The sequence below is a fragment of the Paenibacillus sp. FSL H8-0317 genome (assembly GCF_045040685.1).
Taxonomy (GTDB): Bacteria; Bacillota; Bacilli; order Paenibacillales; family Paenibacillaceae; genus Paenibacillus.
Genome location: NZ_CP150294.1, coordinates 56415 through 79081, shown reverse-complemented (window position 1 = coordinate 79081; position 22667 = coordinate 56415). Strand labels below are relative to the sequence as shown.

21 protein-coding genes are annotated in these 22667 nt (G+C 48.4%); all 21 read right to left on the bottom strand.

Going from position 1 to position 22667, the window contains the following annotated elements; genetic code table 11:
* Positions 1–5 precede the first annotated feature (5 nt).
* The gene (locus MHB43_RS00375; RefSeq protein ID WP_339242857.1) at positions 6–200 is read right to left on the bottom strand and encodes a helix-turn-helix transcriptional regulator; all 195 of its coding nucleotides are present in this window, start codon (positions 198–200) and stop codon (positions 6–8) included.
* Positions 161–709, bottom strand: coding sequence for a 2-amino-4-hydroxy-6-hydroxymethyldihydropteridine diphosphokinase (folK, locus tag MHB43_RS00370; RefSeq protein WP_221825800.1), 549 nt, complete (start codon positions 707–709; stop codon positions 161–163). The genes MHB43_RS00375 and folK overlap by 40 nt, the downstream gene beginning before the upstream one ends.
* A gap of 9 nt (positions 710–718) precedes the next feature.
* Entirely contained in the window at positions 719–1081 is a 363-nt protein-coding gene (gene folB, locus MHB43_RS00365) for a dihydroneopterin aldolase (RefSeq protein ID WP_036606103.1), read from the bottom strand.
* A 117-nt stretch (positions 1082–1198) separates the two neighbouring features.
* Positions 1199–2062: a dihydropteroate synthase gene (gene folP / locus MHB43_RS00360; RefSeq protein ID WP_405131090.1), complete on the bottom strand. Its 864-nt coding sequence runs from the start codon at positions 2060–2062 to the stop codon at positions 1199–1201.
* The gene (locus tag MHB43_RS00355; protein ID WP_405131089.1) at positions 2059–2943 is read right to left on the bottom strand and encodes an aminotransferase class IV; all 885 of its coding nucleotides are present in this window, start codon (positions 2941–2943) and stop codon (positions 2059–2061) included. The genes folP and MHB43_RS00355 overlap by 4 nt, the downstream gene beginning before the upstream one ends.
* Position 2944: 1 nt before the next feature.
* Positions 2945–3520, bottom strand: a complete 576-nt coding sequence (gene pabA / locus MHB43_RS00350; protein ID WP_405131088.1) for an aminodeoxychorismate/anthranilate synthase component II — start codon at positions 3518–3520, stop codon at positions 2945–2947.
* Between the two features lie 50 nt (positions 3521–3570).
* The gene (locus MHB43_RS00345; protein ID WP_405131087.1) at positions 3571–5142 is read right to left on the bottom strand and encodes an anthranilate synthase component I family protein; all 1572 of its coding nucleotides are present in this window, start codon (positions 5140–5142) and stop codon (positions 3571–3573) included.
* 140 nt (positions 5143–5282) lie between these two features.
* A complete protein-coding gene (gene cysK / locus MHB43_RS00340; protein WP_036668448.1) occupies positions 5283–6221 on the bottom strand; it encodes a cysteine synthase A in 939 nt (312 codons plus the stop codon).
* A 343-nt stretch (positions 6222–6564) separates the two neighbouring features.
* Positions 6565–7515 (bottom strand): peptidyl-prolyl cis-trans isomerase, encoded by a 951-nt coding sequence (locus MHB43_RS00335; protein WP_405131086.1) that lies wholly within the window; start codon positions 7513–7515, stop codon positions 6565–6567.
* Positions 7516–7538: 23 nt separating this feature from the next.
* Entirely contained in the window at positions 7539–8459 is a 921-nt protein-coding gene (hslO, locus tag MHB43_RS00330; protein ID WP_405131085.1) for an Hsp33 family molecular chaperone HslO, read from the bottom strand.
* Between the two features lie 73 nt (positions 8460–8532).
* On the bottom strand, positions 8533–9303 hold the full coding sequence (locus MHB43_RS00325; RefSeq protein ID WP_026081372.1) for a type III pantothenate kinase: 771 nt from the start codon (positions 9301–9303) through the stop codon (positions 8533–8535).
* 6 nt (positions 9304–9309) lie between these two features.
* Positions 9310–10176, bottom strand: a complete 867-nt coding sequence (gene nadC, locus MHB43_RS00320) for a carboxylating nicotinate-nucleotide diphosphorylase (RefSeq protein WP_405131084.1) — start codon at positions 10174–10176, stop codon at positions 9310–9312.
* Positions 10173–11813, bottom strand: coding sequence for an L-aspartate oxidase (gene nadB, locus MHB43_RS00315; protein WP_405131083.1), 1641 nt, complete (start codon positions 11811–11813; stop codon positions 10173–10175). The genes nadC and nadB overlap by 4 nt, the downstream gene beginning before the upstream one ends.
* A gap of 35 nt (positions 11814–11848) precedes the next feature.
* Entirely contained in the window at positions 11849–12787 is a 939-nt protein-coding gene (nadA, locus tag MHB43_RS00310) for a quinolinate synthase NadA (protein ID WP_036606114.1), read from the bottom strand.
* A 299-nt stretch (positions 12788–13086) separates the two neighbouring features.
* Complete coding sequence (ftsH, locus tag MHB43_RS00305) at positions 13087–15132, bottom strand: ATP-dependent zinc metalloprotease FtsH (RefSeq protein ID WP_405131082.1); 2046 nt, start codon at positions 15130–15132, stop codon at positions 13087–13089.
* A gap of 100 nt (positions 15133–15232) precedes the next feature.
* Entirely contained in the window at positions 15233–15772 is a 540-nt protein-coding gene (hpt, locus tag MHB43_RS00300) for a hypoxanthine phosphoribosyltransferase (protein ID WP_017691352.1), read from the bottom strand.
* A gap of 52 nt (positions 15773–15824) precedes the next feature.
* Positions 15825–17264 (bottom strand): tRNA lysidine(34) synthetase TilS, encoded by a 1440-nt coding sequence (tilS, locus tag MHB43_RS00295; RefSeq protein ID WP_339181006.1) that lies wholly within the window; start codon positions 17262–17264, stop codon positions 15825–15827.
* A gap of 44 nt (positions 17265–17308) precedes the next feature.
* Positions 17309–18256, bottom strand: coding sequence for a protein kinase domain-containing protein (locus tag MHB43_RS00290; RefSeq protein WP_036668459.1), 948 nt, complete (start codon positions 18254–18256; stop codon positions 17309–17311).
* Positions 18240–18992 carry a VWA domain-containing protein gene (locus MHB43_RS00285; RefSeq protein WP_221825814.1) on the bottom strand — a complete coding sequence of 251 codons (753 nt, stop codon included), beginning with the start codon at positions 18990–18992 and terminating at the stop codon, positions 18240–18242. The genes MHB43_RS00290 and MHB43_RS00285 overlap by 17 nt, the downstream gene beginning before the upstream one ends.
* Before the next feature lie 85 nt (positions 18993–19077).
* Positions 19078–21585, bottom strand: a complete 2508-nt coding sequence (spoIIE, locus tag MHB43_RS00280; protein WP_221825818.1) for a stage II sporulation protein E — start codon at positions 21583–21585, stop codon at positions 19078–19080.
* Between the two features lie 473 nt (positions 21586–22058).
* The gene (locus MHB43_RS00275) at positions 22059–22589 is read right to left on the bottom strand and encodes a S1 domain-containing RNA-binding protein (RefSeq protein WP_017691357.1); all 531 of its coding nucleotides are present in this window, start codon (positions 22587–22589) and stop codon (positions 22059–22061) included.
* Positions 22590–22667: the final 78 nt, after the last annotated feature.

The following is a 22667-nucleotide window of genomic DNA, read 5'->3' as shown; positions in this document are numbered from 1 at the left end:
CAGTCCTAGTTGCCCTGCAACTCCTCGATACTGATTGCCAGCACACCAGCAATTCGATCAAGCTCTTGCTGTGATACCTTACGGTTTCCCCGTTCAATGGTTCCCAGAATGGCCAGCGAGATGCCGGTCTCGGCCGCAAGTTCATGTTGTGTTAAACCTTTCAGCTTCCGGAATGCCCGGATTCGATTGGCCAATTGCATGTTTTCCAAAGCTGTATTCCATCCTTTCCATCCAGTACAGACAACGATGAGTGTACAAAGGTATACAAACCTGAAATCTCGCCTTCCGGCACGATATCCGACAGTGGCACCAGTACAAAAGCGCGTTCTCCCATACGGGGATGAGGCAATTGAAGTAATTCGGTATCTCGCGTCTCACCTTGCATCCAGAGCAGATCCAGATCAACGGTGCGCGGTCCCCAGCGAATATCACGAACACGTCCGAGCCGGTTCTCGATATCCAGTAATTCCGTGAGCAATTGCTCTGGTGTCAGCATCACCTGTACGGCGACTGCCATATTCAGAAACGCAGGCTGATCTACATATCCTACAGGCTCCGTCTCATATAGTGCAGAACAACGCAGAACGGATATATGAGGGTGTTCATCCAGCAAAGACAATGCTTCAAATAGCGTCTGTTCCCGGTCACCCAAATTGGCCCCTAAAGCAATATAAGCCTCTGAGAATTCAGAGGTCGAATGTGCAATCATGATCGGTTCTCACTTTCTTGTGCGGCGAAGCTCTACCGTTACGCCCTCAAAATGAATATCGAATGGCGGATGTGGCTTCGTCACCTTGACTGTCAATGCATTGATAATAGTATAAGTGTCTAGTAAAGAAGATGCAATATGTTCGCCCAAAGCTTCAATTAACTGGAATGATTTATTCTCAACAATCTGTTTTACCAGCTCATGGATCTCCGCATAATTAATCGTTTTGGTCAGATCATCGTTACGTCCGGCCTCACCCAGGTCCATATCAATCTCCAGATCAATATAGTACCGCTGCCCAAGCTTCCGTTCTTCTGCAAAAACACCATGATATCCGTAGTACTCCATACGATGCAATACCATTCTATCCATACGATCCGCCTACCCTCTATATATATTGAAATTTTAATCTATTTGAAGTTATCCCTTAGCTTCGCCTTTGAAAAACGCTACGCTTCCACTGGCCAGGTCACCAGGGACCCGCCAGCATTATTTCCTCCGTATACCCGGAGAAGCATACAACATGGCATCACACATGTCTGCCGTCCGCCGAATCGGCTTCACATCATGAACCCGAACCATCTGGCACCCTTGGGCAATGCCAAATGCAACGGTCGCAGCCGTTCCTTCCAACGCATCATCCGCCCCGACATCCAGAGTGTTCTGGATGAATCTTTTGCGTGAGGTGGCTAGCAGAACGGGATATCCCATTTCATTGAGCAAACCGAGCGATGACATGAGCTTCAGATTTTCTCCGAGATCCTTCACAAAACCAATGCCCGGGTCCAGGATAATTTGGTCTGCTTTCACGCCGGCTGTTAATGCAATCTGTATGCTCTCCTGCAAATCACTGACGACATCACTCAGATAATCGGTATAGTTTCGCTCCTGCCGATTATGCATCAGAATGATGGGACACCCCAGCTCTGCTGCCGTGCGGGCCATATCTGGATCTGCCTTGGCACCCCACACATCATTAATGATATGGGCACCGGCTAGAATAGCTTGACGCGCAACATCGGCCTTATACGTGTCTACGGATATTGGAATATGCGGGGCTTGCTGATGCAATGCTTCAATAACCGGAATGATCCGGCTAAGCTCTTCATCGGCGCTCACGACATCTGAACCTGGCCGGGTAGACTCCCCGCCGATATCAATCAAGTCCGCTCCATCCTCCATCATCTGCTTGGCATGGGCAACCGCCCGCTCCACGTTGGTATAACGTCCGCCATCTGAAAATGAGTCAGGCGTGACGTTAAGAATGCCCATAATCTGTGTTCTTGTACCCAGCTTTAATTCAGCTGGCCCCCATGCATATTTCCGTTCATAGATGATCGGTGTAAGTGTCATGAAGTATACCCCGCTTTCTGCCGGTACATACCCAGAAGGACTGCTGTAACCGGGCCTATATGTCCGTTGCTGATTATTGTTTCGGCTCCATCCTGATCCCGCAGAGTTGTCACCGGAACCAGTTCGGCCACCGAGCCTGTTAGAAATATTTCATCTGCTTGCAGGAGATCCTCCCAGGCAGCTAACGTTTCTATGCAGGCAATTCCTTGCTGCGTGGCGATCTCAAGTACCACAGCTCTAGTGATGCCCGGCAGAATGCCGGTTGAGAGTGCTGGCGTGTAGAGTACATTTTCCCGTACCCAAAACACATTACTGACGATCCCTTCCGCTATATGACCATCCCGGGTTAATTGTAGCCCTTCTGCACCCTGCACATGCTGCCCGTATCCATTAAGCTCCCGTTTCGCCAGAATGCTGTTCATGTATTGCAGCGACTTGAACCGAACTTCTCCTTCGGGCGTATTGCGAGGTGTAGACAACCGTTGAAGCATTTTGCCATTCTCATATAAAGAGGGAGAAGGTTCAGGTAATGCTTTTGCCAGTACAATATGATTCGGCTTCGAATAATCACCAGAAGGTAGGCCTAGCGGCGCTTCACCCGCTGATACCGTGTAACGCACGTAGGCATCCTGAAGTCCGTTCGCATTCATCAAACGTTGAATCCAATCCGTCACCTCTGCCGCGGTCGTTCTAAAAGGAATGCCAAGTTCCTTACAACCCGAGGCCATGCGCTCCAGATGCCGTTCCAACAGATATGGGACACCTCGATACGTCCGGAACGTCTCAAACAGTCCCAGTCCGTACAAAAAGCCGTGATCCGTTACAGGAACCACGGCCGCCGCCATATTGACCAACTCTCCATTTATCGCGGCATATTGCATGTTATACCTTCACTTGTTGGGACAAAAAGTTACGAAGCATCTGATGACCATGGTCTGTAATAATGGATTCCGGGTGGAACTGAACACCTTCAATCGCATATTCTTTGTGACGCAAACCCATAATCTCACCTTCAGCTGTCTCCGCTGTAATCTCCAGGCAGTCAGGCAAGCTGCTGCGCTCGATAATCAGGGAGTGGTAACGGGTAGCTGTGAATGGAGATGGCAATCCGGCAAATACCGATGTCCCATTGTGGTGCATCTCGGATGTTTTGCCGTGCATCATGCGCTCCGCACGAATGACATTGCCGCCAAACGCTTGTCCAATGGACTGATGCCCCAGGCACACACCAAAGATCGGAATGCTTCCCTTGAAATGATCGATGACTGCCAGGCTAATACCCGCTTCATTTGGTGTACACGGGCCCGGAGAGATCAGAATATGATCAGGTGCCAGTGCCTCTATGCCTGCCAAATCAATCTCATCGTTGCGGCGAACTTCCACCGTCTCGCCCAGTTCACCCAGATATTGAACAAGGTTGTACGTGAAGGAATCGTAATTATCGATAACCAGTATCATATGCCTGCTCCTCCTCATCTTCCGTCAATGCAAGTGACGGTTGCTTCGTTTTATTTTATTTTAACAGCTTCCGCCTCTTCGCTGTAATTCACAGCTCTCATCATGGCTCTTGCCTTGTTGCGGCATTCCTTGTATTCCCGATATGGATCGGAATCAATGACAATTCCTGCACCGGCCTGTACATAACCAATACCATCCTTGATGGCAAGTGTACGAATGACGATGTTCAATTCCATATTTCCACTGTAATCCATCCACCCGATGGAACCCGTATAGGGTCCACGCCGCACAGGCTCAAGTTCCTCGATAATCTCCATGGTGCGGACTTTCGGCGCTCCGGTAATCGTTCCACCCGGGAATGTCGCAGCAATCACATCAAATACGGATAACCCTTCTGCCAGCCTGCCTTCCACCTGGGAAACGAGATGCATGACATGGGAATACTTCTCGATGGTCATCAATTCAGGTACATGAACCGAACCATAGGCCGCAATCCGTCCGATATCATTACGTTCCAGATCAACGAGCATAATATGCTCCGCCCGTTCTTTCTCACTGCTGAGCAGTTCATCCGCCATAGCCTTATCTTCTGCTGCATCACGGCCCCTTCTTCGGGTCCCTGCAATGGGACGTGCACTGACTTTGCCATTCTCCACTTTGACCAGAAGTTCGGGAGATCCGCTAACCAGTTGGAAGTCTGGACTACGCAGCATACCCATATACGGCGATGGATTCACAAGGCGCAGCCATTCATAAATATGCTCAGCGCTCGAATGAAGCCGCTTCTCCTGTCTCAAGGACAGATTCACCTGGAACACATCACCCTGCTTGATATATTCCTGCACCGTGCGTACAGCCTGTTCAAAGTCCTCTTGGGGAAAGGATGTCTCCCATCCTTCCGATTCCCTTTCCGCATCTTCAGGCTGCGGTGTACGATTGACCTGCTTGTTGCGGCGTTCCAGTGCCTGCTGTTGTTCCTCGGCCTGTGCAGCCCCCATAATATGAAGCCAACGTTTCTGCATCGCTGTTGCTCGTGCTTCTGCCGCTGAATATAGGCTACCGATATTAGTTTCGTTAAGGTTAGGATCTATGGCCAGATGAACCATGCAGAAAAGCGCCTGCTGTTCATGGTCATACGCCCATATTTCTTCAAAGCGCATCCACCAATAATCCGGTAGGGACGGATTATCTTCAGCCAAGACTGGAAGCTTCTCCAATGATCTTGCTACATCGTAGCTGAGATAACCTGCGTATCCACCCCCAAAGTCTGGAGCCCCATTAACCTTGGGTGCGTTATATGGGGCAGTCCATCTCTTCAATACATCAAGCGGCTTGCCGCTGTCCGTCGAGGTGGTTCCTTGCGTCACATCATGAATAACCGCTTCTTGACCTTTACCGGAAATAACGGATACGGGGTCTAACCCCAGAAATGTATATCTCCCGCCTTTGCCATTCTCCAGCACAATTGCATAGGGTGACGCCTGCTCCCAGGCTGCCTCCCACGATAACGGTAAACCGCCATGATACGGCCCCTCATCCGACTTGGTGATATAGGGCATCATGGTCCAGCCTTGTTCAGCCCACTCCATCCAGTCGGCGTATGTTGTCATCAGGTGTGTCATTGCGGTGTGCCGCCCTCCATCTGTCGCTAGTTCTATTGTCTGATAGTATACTAAAGCGTCGTGCCTTTTAAAAGCATTACACCAAAAATCCTCCATACCCATCATACGGGCAAGGAGGATTGGTTTTGTCATTTGTAGACTTAGCCTTCGAAGTTGTAAAGAGGTGTGCTGAGGTAACGTTCGCCGTTACTTGGCACGATTACGACCACGCGCTTGCCTTCACCCAACTGTTTCGCAACCTGAAGACCTGCACGGATCGCCGCACCGGAAGAAATACCAGACAGAATGCCCTCTTCCTTCGCTACCTGACGAGCCGTCTCGAATGCATCATCATTCTCAATGTGAATGATCTCATCATAGATTTCCTGATCCAGAATCTCAGGGATAAAGTTGGCGCCAATCCCCTGGATCTTATGTGGTCCTGGTTTGCCGCCCGCCAGAATTGGCGAAGCTGCTGGCTCAACCGCAACAATTTTAATACCAGCAAAAGCTTCTTTCAGCACTTCGCCTGTACCTGTAATTGTTCCACCTGTACCGATTCCTGCAACGAAAGCATCCAACGTACCGCCTACAGATTGAATTGCTTCAACAATCTCAGGGCCAGTCGTTTCACGGTGGATCTTCACGTTGGCTTTATTTTTAAATTGCTCAGCCATGAAATAGGAAGGGTTTTCTTTCAGCAGCTCTTCGGCTTTTTTAACAGCACCATTCATACCTTCAGCTCCAGGTGTAAGCACAAGCTCAGCACCATACGCACGAAGCAAGTTACGACGCTCCAAGCTCATCGTCTCAGGCATTACAATAACGGACTTGTAGCCTTTGGCTGCAGCCACCATCGCGAGTCCAATTCCCGTGTTACCACTTGTTGCTTCAATAATGGTATCACCTGGTTTTAGCTTGCCTTCTTTTTCCGCTTCTTCCACAATGCTAATTGCGATACGGTCTTTCACGCTTGATCCTGGATTCTGGTACTCCAGCTTCACGAATACTTCAGCACTGCCTTCAGGTACGATACGGTTCAGACGAACAAGCGGAGTACCTCCGATGAGTTCTGTTACGTTATTAACTACTTTAGCCATATGAATGCCCTCCTTAGTGGATGAATAAAACTTGAGTCCTGTTAACCTATCCTGTGCGGCCGGTAGCCTCTAGCTGTTATAGAAGAACTGCGGAAATCCTGTTGATCCTATCCCTTACTGCCAAGATTTCTAGCAGGGCGGAGGTTTCCGAAAGTTTCTTTGTTCATAAATTAATCTTTTATATCCGAGTAAACGAGTAGGTATTTATTATTTTCATCTTATCAACGTTAACCCTTATTGTCAATATGAGTACTCAAAAAAAAACTCTGCCTTTGGCCCTAAGACCGCAGACAGAGTATTTTTATCAAGATGCAGCAGTACGATACAATCTTTTCCATTGAATTCAGGAGGCAGGAATCTCGGACAGGATGACGGCTTCATACTTGTTACGCAGCATTTGCTCTACCTGCGGCAACGGATCAGCCTGACTCAGAGCCAGTTGCATTCGAATCTCCTCACGGACCTCTTCGGCCGACTGCACCTGGCGTTCTTCTTTATCATTAAGTCTGATAATAACATAACCTTCTTCCACTCGAACTGGTCCGGCAATATCGCCTACTTCCAGCCCGGCAGCAAGTTGAAGGATTTCTTCTGACTGGAATGGATCATTCCGCTCAATCCACCCCAGCCTCCCACCAGCATCACGAGAGAAGCTGTCTGTCGATTGCTTGCGAGCAGCTTCTTCAAAGTCCTCCCCCTTCTCCAACGCATCCAGTAAGGAATCGGCTTCATCTTCTTCCTTCACTACGATGATGGACAAGTCATATTTCTCGGGGGAAACGTAATCCTCACGGTGTTCAGTCAAGTAATGCTCAATATCTGCATCCTTGATCTGTATGCCGATCGTTGCGATTTTCTCAAGCAGAAGCCTGTAGCCGGCTTCCAACTCAAGTTCCTGTTTTGACAGGCCCAATTGAGACTTCATTTCGTCAAAATATGATTTCTCTGAATCGTACCCATCCATCGCGGCGGCAAGTTCTCTTGCAATCTCTTGGGGAGTGACAATCAGCTTGCGTTCAATTGCTTCGGCATATACTGCTTTACGGTTTAACATCTGGAGTAATAACTCACTGCCGTAACGTCGTTTCAGCGCATCGGTCCACTCTTTGTCCGTGATAACTTCTCCGTTGATCGTCGCTACGGTGCTTCCTTCTTCCGTATTGGCATCATGGGATGCATCTGCCTCGTCTCTGCCCTGTCTGAGACCATGCATAGCCATCACCGTACCCATGACCAGCATACCTAGCGTCAAGACAATTACAGCCGTCCACAACCCTTTTTCCTGTCTTGTCATTCCGCATCCCGTCCCCGCATAGATCAGTTCTTGGCTTGCTCTAGGATGGTCTCAAGTTGTTCTTTGTTAAAGTCATAGGCTTCATTACAGAATTGGCAGACCACTTCAGCCTGGCCCTCTTCTTCAATTAATTGCTCCATCTCCGTTTGGCCCAGGCTGATTAGTGTCTTCTCTACCCGCTCACGTGAACACTCACAGCTAAAATGAATATCCAATCCTTCCATCACTTGTACATCTGGCAATAATCGGCGAAGCAACTCTTCCAATTCAAGTCCCTGCTCCAGCAACGTCGTCACTGGCGGCAACGTACTAATGGCGTTTTCGATCGCCGTGATCTCTGGATCTGTCAATCCCGGCAACAGCTGCATAATGAATCCACCTGAGACAATAACGGAATTATCCGTATCAACGAGCACACCAACGCCTACAGCAGAAGGGGTTTGCTCCGATTGCGCAAAGTAGTACGTGAAGTCATCGCCCAGTTCTCCTGAAATAATAGGCACACTGCCACGATATGGTTCTTTCAGTCCCAAATCCTTCGTTATGTTGATGAAACCTTCCGTTCCAACCGCGCCTGCAACGTCCAGTTTACCCACACTATTGCTTGGCAAATGTACATGCGGATTAGAAACATATCCTCGTACTTCGCCTTTCGCATTGGCATCAGCTACAATCTGTCCAATGGGCCCATCACCGTTGACTTGTACCGTTAACTTCTCTTCACCTTTGAGCATTGCACCCATAATGGCTGCTGTTGTAACCGTACGCCCCATGGCAGCTGTAGCCGTGGGAAACGTATCGTGTCTTCTGCGTAGTTCCTCAACCAGTTCCGTAGTCTGGATAGCAAAGGCTCTTACCTTTCCATTCATTGCTGTACCACGAATTAACCGGTCATGCTTGTTGTTGTTTTCCAAGTCATTCAGCCTCCTTTGGCGTATCTCCATAATAGTCGTAACACAGAAAAAACGGCACAACACTTAAGCTGTAATCTCAGCCCGCTGTATGCCGTCACTATGCTCACCTTTCCCGGTTCCGCTCATATATAATACGCAGCCCTTCAAGCGTAAGCAGCGGATCAACTTCCTCTATACTACGGGTTTCTTCTGCGATAAGTGTAGCGAGACCACCCGTCGCGATAACTCGGGGCTTCGCTCCCATCTCCTCGCGAATACGTTCTACAATACCATCTACCTGCCCTGCATAGCCAAATATAATACCCGCTTGCATGGCATGAATAGTATTACGGCCAATGACCTTTTTAGGTTTCTCCAGCTCTATACGAGGCAACTTGGATGCCCGCTCATAGAGCGCTTCAGTGGCGATCTGAATGCCAGGTACAATAGCTCCCCCCAGGTAGTGACCTTTCTCGTCAATACAGTCAAAAGTCGTTGCGGTACCGAAATCGACCACGACGAGAGGGCCGCCATACTTCTCAACGGCTGCCACTGCATTAACAATACGATCTGCACCCACTTCACGAGGGTTCTCGTATCGCAGGTTCAAGCCAGTTTTGATACCAGGCCCAACGAGCAAAGCTTTTTTGCCTACATACTTCTCACACATCGCTTCAATTACATTCACCAGTGGCGGAACCACAGATGAGATGATGACACCTTCGATGTCACTTGCCCTGATGCCGGACATATGAAATAAATTATAAATCAATACGCCGTATTCATCCACTGTTGACTGACGTGATGTACTCAGACGAAAGTGGTGCAGCAATTCCCGGCCTTGATATACGCCGAGCACCATATTGCTGTTCCCCACGTCTACAACTAGAATCAAAGAGGTTCACCCCTCTTTCTTTTCATTTAAATCCAGACTAATATCCAGGCTCTCAAAGGAATAGGTTAACCTGCCAACCGAAATTACATCCACACCACTCTCTGCAATGCCACGAATGGTCTGAAGAGACACGTTACCGGATGCTTCAACCTTTACATGAGGAGCCTGTTCACGAATAAGTTCAACCGCTTCACGCATCCGCTCTGGATGCATGTTATCCAGCATAATGATATCTGCCCCGGCTTGCAAGGCTTCTCTCACCTGCTCCAGATTTTCAGTCTCCACTTCAATCGTCATCGTATGTGGGATAACGGTTCGCGCACGCTGTACCGCCTCGGTGATTCCGCCTGCACCCTTGATGTGGTTATCCTTAATCATAACGGCATCGTACAGTCCAAATCGATGATTCGCTCCACCACCCACGCGCACTGCGTATTTCTCAAGTAATCGGTGGCCCGGCGTTGTCTTACGTGTATCCACGAGCCTAGTCTCAAGACCATCCAGAACATCCACGTAGGCACGCGTACACGTAGCTATTCCGGACATACGTTGCAGCAAGTTAAGTGCCAGTCGTTCCCCCGTAAGCAGTGAATGTGTACTTCCCTCTACCTCGGCCAAAATCGTGCCATGGGTAACCTTGTCTCCGTCTGTTACCTTTGGTGTAAATACAAGATCAGGATCAACGACTTGAAATACAAGTTCAGCTACGGTCATGCCTGCAATAGTACCATTGTCTTTGGCGTGTATAATGGCCTTGGATTGGTTGCCAGCTGGAATCGTCACACTTGTTGTAACATCACCTGCACCAACATCTTCACGAAGCCAGTTTTTGATTGATTCGATAAGCCCTTCATTATATCCATTCAGTATCATGACATCAACTCCTCCACAATCGCTTGTTCTCGCTGCTGCAGACTATGCTTCTGCCACACGATATCATCACGCGCCGGGAAATCCTCACGATAGTGAGCCCCCCGACTCTCCTCGCGGTGTAATGCTCCGCTGGTAACTAACCAGGCACAGATCAGAAGGTTGGCATACTCCAGCTCTTCCTTATGAGTGAGTGTCTGATCAACAAATTGCAATTCCTGTTGCAGCTTGTCCATGGCCTTCTGTAGGTCCTCACCATTCCGGCGCAAGCCCACCTGACGAACCATCATTTTCTGTAATCGTAAGCGTCTTTCGGATACCGGCTTTTGCTCTTCCGTGATCTTATTGATCTTTTTATTCATGTCCACAGATGAAGGCGCAGCCCCTCTTGCTTGTAATAAGCCAAGTGGAGGGAGTGATTGAATACGATCAACAATTCTCCGCCCAAATACAATCGCTTCTGATAAAGAGTTGCTCGCCAGGCGGTTAGCTCCATGCACTCCTGTAGAAGACACCTCGCCACAAGCAAATAATCGGGAGATGCTGCTCTCTCCACTTAAATCCGTTTTCACTCCACCCATCATGTAATGGGCAGCAGGTGCAACGGGAATCCAGTCCGTAGTCATGTCCAATCCATAACGCATACAAGTCTCATATATGGTAGGGAACCGATGCTTGATCATCTCTGGCTGTTCATGTGTAATGTCCAGGTACACAAAGGTACTGTTGGTGGACTCCATCTCACTAACAATCGCTCGTGCCACGATATCGCGTGGGGCCAATTCAAGCTGGGCATGATAACGATCCATGAAGCGCTCACCCTTCACATTGCGCAAATATGCTCCTTCGCCACGTACGGCTTCTGACACAAGGAAGCGCGGGGCTCCAGGGTAACATAGAGAGGTGGGGTGGAATTGGATAAATTCCATGTCACGAACAATAGCCCCAGCCCGATAGGCCATGGCTACACCATCGGCAGTAGCTACATCCGGATTCGTCGTGTATCGGTACAGCTGCCCTGCTCCACCAGAGCAAAGAACAGTTGCCTGTGCCTTCACGAACACTTGAGATCCGTCATCCTTCTGAACCAGAGCACCAATGCATTCCCCTCGATCTCGATCTGTAACCAGGTCAACAACAAAATGCTCATCCCATACTTCAATCCCGGGATGCTCATTCACTTCAACAGCAAGCGCACGCACAATCTCATATCCCGTTGCATCTCCGTTGGCATGCAAAATACGGCGGTGGCTATGCGCACCTTCCTGCGTCAACGCCAACTCGCCGTTCTCCAGATCAAATAAAGTACCCAAACGAATCAGTTCCTTCACTCCGTCCGGACCCTCATTCACCAATACCCCTACCGCTTCGGAGCGGCATAAGCCCGCTCCTGCTACAAGTGTGTCCTGCAAGTGGTAAGCAGGTGAATCATCCTCAGTAATAACCGCAGCGATGCCTCCCTGCGCATATCTGGTGTTGCTTTCAAGTAATGACTTCTTCGTGATCATTAATACACGTTGTTGTTCACTTGCCTTAATGGCAGTAAACAAACCAGCAATCCCTGAGCCTATAACCAGTACATCCGTCTCTACCATGGGTAGTGCAGACAGATCAAAATCAACTAAATATTGCGGTATCATGTTATTCACCTGTCTTGGAGCAAGAGTAGCGCATCCTACTTTACCAACAACATGCGCTCTAGTGATTCTCTGGCTTTGTCGGCAACGGCCGGTGGCACGTAGATTTGCGGCTTCATCGTTTCCAGGCATTTCACCAGTTTCTTCAAGTTGTTCACCTTCATGTTGGGACATACGAGGAACTTGGTAGCAAAGTGGAACTGTTTATCCGGACTATCCAGACGAAGCTGATATCCTGTACCATCTTCGGTACCTACGATAAATTCCTTCGCTGATGAATTTTTGCAATACTCTAGGATAGCTGTTGTGCTGCCTACAAAATCACCCATTTCTACAACCTCAGGGCGACACTCTGGATGGACAACAAACTCTGCATTGGGATGCTTGGCTCTCATCTCCACCACATCTTTGACTGTAAGCATATCGTGAGTGTTGCAGTAACCTTCCCAGATAATCATTTTCTTGTCTGTATGCTGCTGCACATAATGTCCCAGGTTTTTATCCGGTACCCAGATAATTTCGTCGGAATCCACCGATTGAATAACCCGGACTGCGTTCGCCGATGTACAACAGATGTCAGTCTCTGCTTTGATCTCAGCCGAGGAATTGATATACGTAACCACCTTGGCATTAGGATGTTGTGCTTTCAATTTGCGTAGTCCATCCACATTCACCATATCTGCCATTGGGCAGCCCGCACGTTCGTCCGGGATAATAACTGTTTTATTTGGTGCCAGAATTTTAGCGCTTTCACCCATAAAATGAACACCACAGAAAACAATCACATCCGCATCTGTCTGTGCTGCCTTCTGGGCTAACAGAAACGAATCTCCACGGAAGTCGGCAACCTCCTGTACTTCGTCACGTTGATAATAATGGGCAAGAATAATGGCATTACGTTCCTTCTTCAACACCATAAGCCGCTCACGCAGCTCGCGGTTCATCTCAGCCTTGCGCTCTAAAGCCAGAGCTTCCACCTGTGATCCTCTCCTTTATCGGGACAGCGTCATGCGCTGTTTCGTGGGCTAACCTAAGTCGTTATCTTCGCTTGAGAAACGAATCACAAGCGGTTTAACAACTAATTTACACAACGTTCACGACTCTGTCAATAAATGAAAAAGGCCCGGAACAGCGCTGTAACCACCTGTTTGCTAACTGGTTCGCCATCTAACTCCCGTTTATCTTTATCTATCCTCTTTTAAAATAATGAATAAAAAAAGAGAGCCCCGAGGGCTCTCTTGATTTCACCTGCTATCATAGCCAGATGTATTGTGCATTAAGACGTTGGCTTCGTTCCGCCATCATCCGGGTTATTGTTATTACCCTTTTCCAGATTCGGAGCTTCGTTTGGAATATCTCCGGCTGGTGGCTCAGGCGTTTCATCTTTACCTTGAATACGAACACGCACATCACCGATGGTGTCGATGATTGGCTCTCCGCCTTCAGTTGGTGTGCCTTCACCATCATTGTCATTCTCTGCTTTTGGAGTCAAAGAACCTGTTTCGATCAATTGCTTGATCTGATCCATTTCCAAAGTCTCAACCTCAAGCAAAGTTTGAGCGATCAGGTGCATCTCTTTTGAATGTTTAACAAGCAAGTCCTTACACTTCTCATAACAGTCGTTGATAAAGCGTTGCATTTCCTGATCAATCTCGTAAGCAATGGAATCCGAGTAATTCTGTTCATGACCGATATCCCGACCAAGGAATACCTGTCCTTGTGAACTTCCGAATTGCATAGGTCCCAATTTCTCACTCATACCGTATTCCATAACCATGCTGCGAACAATACCTGTCGCTTGCTGGAAGTCACTGTATGCACCAGTACCAATTTCTCCGATGAACAATTCTTCAGCTACACGACCCCCGAGAAGTCCGGTTACTTTATCCAGCAATTCTTGCTTGGTAACCAGCATACGGTCTTCTTTTGGCAACATGATTACATATCCACCCGCACGTCCGCGCGGAATAATGGTCACTTTATGTACCATATCAGCATGTTCGAGGAAGTATCCTACAATGGTATGACCTGCTTCGTGATAAGCAACGATTCGTTTCTCGCGCTCACTGATGACACGGCTTTTCTTCTCCGTACCAACGATGACACGGTCAATCGCTTCGTCAACTTCCTTCATGGAAATATCTTTACGGTTACGACGCGCTGCAAGCAATGCCGCTTCGTTCAAGAGATTCTCCAAATCCGCACCAGAGAAACCTGTTGTACGCTTCGCGATAATATCCATCTTCACATCTTTGGTCAGTGGTTTATTACGGGAATGTACTTTGAGGACAGCTTCACGACCTCTTACATCAGGGCGGTCAACCGTAATTTGACGGTCAAAACGTCCAGGACGCAGCAAGGCAGGGTCCAAAATATCTGCACGGTTCGTTGCAGCTATGATGATAATACCTTCGTTAACTCCGAATCCGTCCATCTCAACGAGCAACTGGTTGAGTGTCTGTTCACGTTCATCGTGACCACCACCGAGACCAGCACCACGCTGACGTCCTACAGCATCAATCTCATCGATAAAGATGATACATGGGGCATTTTTCTTCGCATTTTCAAACAAATCACGTACACGTGATGCACCGACACCGACAAACATTTCCACGAAGTCGGAACCTGAAATTGTGAAGAATGGTACACCCGCTTCACCGGCTACGGCACGAGCGAGCAATGTTTTACCGGTACCTGGAGGCCCTACGAGCAATACGCCCTTAGGAATCCGCGCACCTACTGCTGCGAATTTCCGAGGGTCCTTGAGGAAGTCTACAACCTCAACAAGTTCCTGTTTCTCTTCGTCAGCACCCGCAACATCTTCAAATGTAACCCGCTTCTTCTCTTCGTTGTAGAGACGAGCACGGCTTTTACCAAAGTTCATTACTTTACCGCCGCCGCCTTGAGCCTGATTAAACAGGAAGAAGAACAGCAGGAACATAATGATCAAAGGAATAAAGGAAGTCAGCAACGTCAACCAGATGCTGTCACCTTTCATTGGCTCCTGATGATATTGGAAATTGTTAGTTTCACTTGCAGCTACAAGCTCACTAATTGCCTCATCCGTAGGAGGAATATACGTTGAGAAATTTTCTGATTTGGCGCCATCAGGTGCCTTCTTGTATTGACCGGTCACGAGATACGTTTGACCGTTGAATTGAACCGTCAATTCAGAGACATTGTTGGCTTTGATCGCTGCACGCAACTGATCATATCTAGGATTATCGGTGGCTTCGCCGCCATTGCTGACGAACTGGACTATCCCCACCACAACTAAAAAAAGAATCAAATAAAAACCAGAATTCCGGATGAACCGATTCATCCCCTACCTCCTCTCGAGACACTTTAATTATTTTAACATAGCCCGACATGGCTTCTCAACAGAAGCCAAGAACAGCTCAAGGCTTGGGTCGGGCAGGATATTAGCTACTATAGACTTCCGGCTTCAAAATCCCGATATAGGGCAGGTTCCGGTACTTCTCCGCAAAATCCAAACCGTAACCAACGATGAACGCGTCAGGAATGTCAAAGCCTGTGTAATGAGCTTCCAACTCAACTTTACGGCCTGAAGGCTTGTCGAACAGCGTAACCACACGCACCGACTCGGCACCGCGGTTTTCTAGCAGTTCAATCAGATAGCTGAGTGTAAGTCCGCTGTCGATAATATCTTCGACAATCAGAACTTCCCGTCCTTCAACGGATACATCCAGATCCTTAATGATTTTGACAACACCTGATGACTTGGTGGAAGCGCCGTAACTGGATACCGCCATAAAATCCATTTCAACAGGTACCGTTATGTTTTTAACCAAATCAGCCATAAATATAAACGCACCCTTGAGCACACAAATGACCAAAGGATTGCGATTTGCATATTCGGCACTTAGTGTTGCGCCTAATTCCTTGACTTTACTCTGAATTTCTTCTTCACTGATCAATACTTCCTGAATGTCGTTCTGCAACTGTGCGAACCTCCTAAGTTATACTATGAAAGCCTTACCTGAACCATAACCACTACCCCTGAATCGCTGAATCGCCTACAGTCATGTACAGGATTGCGGAAGTGCCCTCCCTGACAGGAGCCACATTGGACCGTCGAACACCCGGTAACCAGATGATCTGACCTGCTCCATCACATACCACAGGAATACGTGGACGGACAGATGGGGGGATTTTCTCATCGATGAAAATATTTTTCACCTTTTTGCTTCCGTTTAATCCCATCACTTTCATGGTATCTCCAGGTAACCGTGAACGCACAACCAGCGGCATAAGCAGTTGATCCGCATCAAACGCGGCTTGATCCGCCGATTCCGGTACATGATAGTCCTCGGGACTCACCGTCATCAACCGAATATACCGGTTAATTGGGGTGAGTGAAAGCTCATAAGTTCCACTCCATTGCGCAAGACGATACTCGTAAGATTGATCCTGTACGTCCGTCCGTATGCCAAAAGAAATCAGATTATACTCCCGAGTGCAGGCGAGTGTCTGTCCTATATCCAGGCTCCAGGTCGTCACATGGGTCTCCATGACCTTGTGCCGAATGGTTTCTATACGGGTAAAGTCGACAAAATCACTGTCCAAAGGCAGATAATTCAATATTAGTTTAATCAACCTTCGTTGTAAAGCGACATGTAACTTCAAGAAGGAAGGCACCTCAAAGGTTTGCCTTCCGCCGTTCACCTGCACTAGACACCTGTATGTGTCATATGCACTCTGCTCCATGAAATCGTCTTCATCACCCACAATTTCGGCAAGCCGATTCAATGACGGCGTGAGTTGTCCATTATACTGCCCCAAAAAAGGAAGCACATCCAAGCGAATGGCATTACGCCGATATTTACGCAGGGCGTTGCTCTCATCATTGAAATACATAAAACCCTGGGTATTACAAGCTTCTACAAGGTCTGTCTTGTTTATACGAAGGCATGGACGAATAAGTTCCACATTTTTTTCTCGTCTTTTAAACTTCATTCCTGAGAGTCCCGACAAGCCGGTTCCACGAAGCAAATGAAGCATGACCGTCTCCGCCTGATCATCGGCATGATGTGCCAAAGCGATGCTTGCCGCATTATATTTGGAAGCCACTTCGTGCAGAAAGGCATATCGCTTGTTGCGAGCTGCTTCTTGTGGTCCTTGACCCGTAAGCTCCATATATGAAGGTACATCGGCCTTGGTCCATTCAAATGTAATACCAAGCTGCTGTGCCAGTTCCATCATTTTCTCCGCTTCATCATCAGATTCACTCCGGAAGCCATGATGCACGTGGGCACAGATCAATTCAAGTGGCACATGCCGCTTGCTGATCTCGTGCATGATATGCAAAAAAGCTACCGAGTCCGGCCCGCCCGATACTGCGACGACAATCCGATCCCCGGGAACCCATAACTGATGCTCTTCCGCTGCATCCAGCACATTCTTCACCAGCATGTTCCAGCGTAAAGCCTCCATACCTGTTCCTCATTCCTTGCGTTATGTATATGCACTCTCACAGATCAGAAAAGTAGTGCATAGATGAGCACTCCAATAAGTAATATCACAGATACAGCGAATGCATTTTTAAGCCAGCGCGGTGTTGTACTTTTGGAACGACGGCGGAGAGGCGTGGGGCGTGCCATCATTTCCTTCCACCCTTGTGCCGCATGACCTGCATCACGAAACTGACCTCGTAATGCCTGAGTCGTCCAATTGCGAAAAGGACCCAGTCGTTCACTGCGCTCCACCAGCGCTACGAGCTGATTCACACTTCGCAGTTGCGGTAATCCCTCGGCCGCCAGTGCCTTGAGCGCGTCTGCTTCAAGTACATGAATCAATAATAATGCAAATGCAAATACATCATAGGTACCATCTGCCGTACGGCTGCCTGCATTCCAGAAGCCCCGATCATACCATTCGGTGAACTGTTTGACGCTTCGACCAATCGACGTAACTCCGCCGTAGTCGATCAATTCCACCTGCCCATAGTCGGATACCAACACATTCTGAGGTTTGAGATCACCAAACACCCATCCCGCCTGATGCAACTGTGCCAGCTTCTGCAAAAGTCTAAGTCCCACCAGAAGTGTCCAGTCTGTTCCCTGACGCCGAATGAAGTGATGAAGTGCCTCACCTCTAACGTAACGCATCACATAAAAGGGAATATCCCGGCCACGAACGGCATAGTCATCCACATCTTTAAGATAGGAAGGAATGCCGCTCTGCCGAAGGGCCTCATGATTACGCTGTAGTTGAAAGGATTTGAGTACATTAACTTCCGATTGCAGATCAACCGGATCAAATCCCATTTTTAGCGCGTAGTGTTTGCCATTTTCACCCCGTTGGACAAGAAAAACGATGCCATTAGCTCCTTTGCCCAGTAGTTTCCGAATCGTGTAACGACTGCGATTCCATTTCCCTGTAACCACTGTTCCTGGCGGGAAAGAGGCGTCAGACAACGTTGTCACCGAGCATCCCTTCTCTTTCAATGCGATAGTTCCCTTCTATTTCCTGCTGTTTCTCCAGTGTACCATAACGGTAAAAATCAATCACCTTCTGAATTGCAGGACCTGTCGGCGTTGCACCCTTCATCTGCAACCTTCCAAACAAGGACCGAACACGGCCTGGATCCGTTGTCCAGTCAATATCCATTACCGCATCTTCGCCACTGTGTCGCCCCGGAAAATGAAATACGGAAAGCTTGCTCTGACCTATACGCGCCTGCAAACTTAACATTAAATCACGAATGCCTTCTTCTACCGCAGCCAGTTTGGGCTTCATGCTGGCACTTACGTCGATTAACAATATAACCTGTAAGGCTGTAGTTTCAGCCATATCATCCATCACTTCCACGACCCGGGCGCGTTGTGAAGGCTCCAGATCCGTTACCGTTTTGGGCTCCTTCTCTCCCAAAATTTGTGTTAACTCTCTATTAACCGCCTGCTGAATAGTCTGAACCACCGTTTTCCTTGTCATCATCTGCATGGTATGGGCAAGCTGACGTGTACCTACAATTTGGCTGATTCCACCTCCGGCTCTGGCAATATCCTCAATCTCCCGACTACCCAGCTCACCAATGGTTCCATAATCAATCACGCCAACCACATTAACCGTAATCCCCTCTTCCAGCGCTTCGGCCGCTGCCAGCACCGGACTTGGTCCTACATTGGAACAACCGTCGGTGATCAATAAGATTTGCTTCATCCGATATCCCTCCGTTATTCGTTACTCTCCAACTCTATGACTAGCATTGCCAGAATGAAGAGACTTCAAACAGAAGAATATGCAATTAACTGACGGTCCGTGGACGCTCCATCCGGTTGATGCCAGGCACACGCAGTGTGGCCCATTCAGGGCGGAAATGCTCTACTTTTCCAACAACAACGGTCATATCATCCAAAATCTCATGCTGCTGATATCTTATAACACTTTCAAGCAGGCAATCGGCCAAATCTTGCGGATCCTCTGTATCAATCTCTTGAATGAGCCTTTTCATCCATAACTCTTTGTTCACCGCATACCCCGGTGCGTCATAGATGCCATCCGTCATCATAATGAGGATATCCCCCGGCTGAAGCTGTACCGTTACCAGATCCACTTCAATATCTTTAATAATACCGATTGGCAAATTGCTGGCCGAAACCTGAATAACCTCCTGTCCTCGTTTGATAAAACTTGGCGTCGATCCGATTTTCATAAACGTGGTCTCTGCCGTATATTCATCGATCAGCGCCATATCCACTGTGGCATACATCTCTTCAGGGGAGCGCAGCATCAGAACGGAGTTCACGGATTTGATCGCCAGTTTCTCATCCATGCCGGACTGTAACAACTGTTCCAATATGTTCAGAGCCGCGCTGCTCTCCATGCGTGCCCGTTCCCCATTGCCCATTCCATCACTAAGCGCCACCGCGAATGTACCGTTGCCTAACTCAACCGTACTGAAGCTGTCGCCTGACATCACATCTCCCCCTTTTGCGGCGGCAGCAACACCCGTGGTTACCTCGAACGTTTTGGCTGAACCAAACGTAACGGTCGCCAATCCCTGACGAGGATCGGTCATGGTCTCATGCAAGACGGCAATATGCTCGTCCAGTACATCCGAGATCAGCGGAGCAATCATTTTCCGGCACTCATCAAATCCACGTGTATATGCATGTACAATCTCAATCTCTACATTGCCCGCTTCCAGATTGATGATCTCAATGGAGTGAATGGACAAGCCCAATGACTCCAGTGCGTCCCGAATCTGCTCCTCCTGCTGTACCATCTCATCACTTTCCCGCTGAATTTCTTTGGCCAGGTCCTCCATGACCTGAGATACACCGGACAATTGCTCTGCAACCAGCTGCCGGCTATCAATAATTTGACGCTTCCATTGCATGTTATGTTGATGCAGTCCATACTGGGCACGCATGACTTCAAGGACCTCTTCCGGTTTCGCACACACCCTGTTCCAGTCCACTGGAATCTGCTTGCCTGAGATCTCCGGGTTTCCTTCAATCGTACTCATCACGTCCGTCATATATTTGTAGGTTTGAATAAACTTTGCATCCCAGCATTGTGTACGCTTGAAGCAGCTTGCACATGTGCCCTCGGCAACCGCATTCATGAAATGGTCCATTCCACCTTCTTTCTGTACCTGCTCCCCTGCACCGGACATCTGATCAAAGCTACGTGACAGTTGACGGAATACCTGTGAGAACCGGGTTACCCGTTCTGCCGTGATATCCCGTATTCGTTTGGCATACTCATGCTGCGATTTGGTATGATCCTGCGTACCCGGTACATATTTGGATATCGCCGTCATCAGGCTTTTAGGTGTTAACATGAATAGTACGATAGCTGCACACGTCTCCCATAATGAGTTCATCACATCGCCCGGTCCGCCCAGATATATGGATAGAATGGACGAACCCAGCAGCATGCCCAGTGCAACCGCCGCACGTTTGCCTTCTCGAAGCATACCCGCCAGCATCCCGGCAAAAGCAAGCAGGCTCATCTGATACACCGCTGACATGTCAGCCAGACTCAGAATCAAGCCGGTAATGACCCCAACTGAGGCTCCAAGGGGGGCTCCGCCCACCAGCGCAAAGATTAATATGAGATAACGGGAGAGCATATGCTCGACGGATAAAGACTGAATGGTCCACCCTACGGCTCCCGTCATAACGGAAGCGAGCAATATGATCAGGCAGAGGATCTCCTCGTTCTTTAGGCTGAATTTTTTTTTGCGGTAGGTGAAGATCGGTATGGCTTGTATAAAAACTAGGGTGAGCACGAAACTTAATACCGAATCCATCGTGAGCATCAGCATCGCGTACCAGCTGAAGGATGGTCCAATCACAACCGCGAATAATTTGACCATAAATGTAGTCGTAAACACCATCGTTGGCGCATAAGATAATTCAGCACGATCATACGATTCCAGTCCACGGAAGAGCAGATAAAAGATGGCGATCTCCGATGCAACAATGAGTGGTACCGGAAACGGTGCAAAGAGACTGCCTGCGAGAAGTGCAGCGCCTACCGGAATGATGTAATCCCTGCGCATGAAAGCAATTACAGCGAAATAAGCAATGGCAAAGGGAGATAACTCATTTAGGATCATCGCCTTTCCGAGCAGAAATCCCATGAATGTGAGCAGCAGTACCCATTTGCGGGAAGCAACCATCTGGACAGCCTTGCGGGAGCCAAGCCAATGTTTCAGACGTACCGACAGCTCCTCCCGAGCTTCCGTACCTCCTTTACCTGCTTTCATTCCCGGAAATTGAATGACATTCCACTTTTCCATCATCCTCAAGGCACCCCATTCGATTAATTTGAATTTTCGTGTTTCGTTCTCGATGGTTCTGATTATAGATAGATTAGAAGACGTAGTTTGTCAGAATAGGTGGGCAGGGTCCAAAAAGTTTACGACAAAAGAAACAAGCCTGGCGCGGTGGAGCGAAACCCCCGGCCTTATTGTGGTTTCATTCATTCTCCTACTTGATTCCGACAATCGGAATGTCTGATTTTGAACCGGCGATGGTTTGGTCTCGCCATCATTTGAGCAGGATAACTGTGGAATGCCACGGAAACCTGTCGGTAAAAAATGGTAGACGACAAATGTTCTTATGGTTCCATTTTGTCGTGCAGAAAAACTGGGGATATGGAGCTTCACCTTACAAAAAAAGCTATTCAACTCCTTATCTGTGATAGAAACGCAAAAAAACCGCTAGCCCATGGGCTAACGGTTTTACTTATATGTTTAGATCAGGTTGTGACAGATTACACACGCTTGGCCCCACGGCCTCCGCGTTTGCCTTCTGTGTTCTTCTTAAGCGAAGAGATCCGCTCTTCACTATCTTTCAGGAAACGTGACATTTTATCCTCAAATGAAGGTTTGCCTGCTGCGGGCTTGAAAGAACGGCCTCCGCGGTCACCACGGTTAAATCCACCGCCGCCACCACCACGACCTTGGCCACCACTTGGGCCTCCGCCGCTGAATCGTTCGCGATCTCCTCCACTGCGTTCCGGTCTAGGAGCTCTCGGGGGTCTAGATTGGGTTTGTTGCTCAACCGGTTTGTCAACAGCTTGCTTAATGGAAAGTCCGATCTTGCCATCCTTGTCAACGTTGATAACCTTCACTGTAACGAGGTCATTCAGCTTCAGGTGGTCGTTGACATCTTTGACGTAATTGTCGGCGATTTCCGAGATGTGAACGAGACCCGTGACACCTCCTGACAGATCCACAAATGCTCCAAAATGCGTGATTCCTGTCACCTTGCCCTCTAACTTGGTGCCCACTTCAATTGCCATAGAATAAAATGATCCTCCCTTAAAAATATACAACCCGATTTTTTGAATGCCAAAATCAATGCTGCGCTAATGTAATTA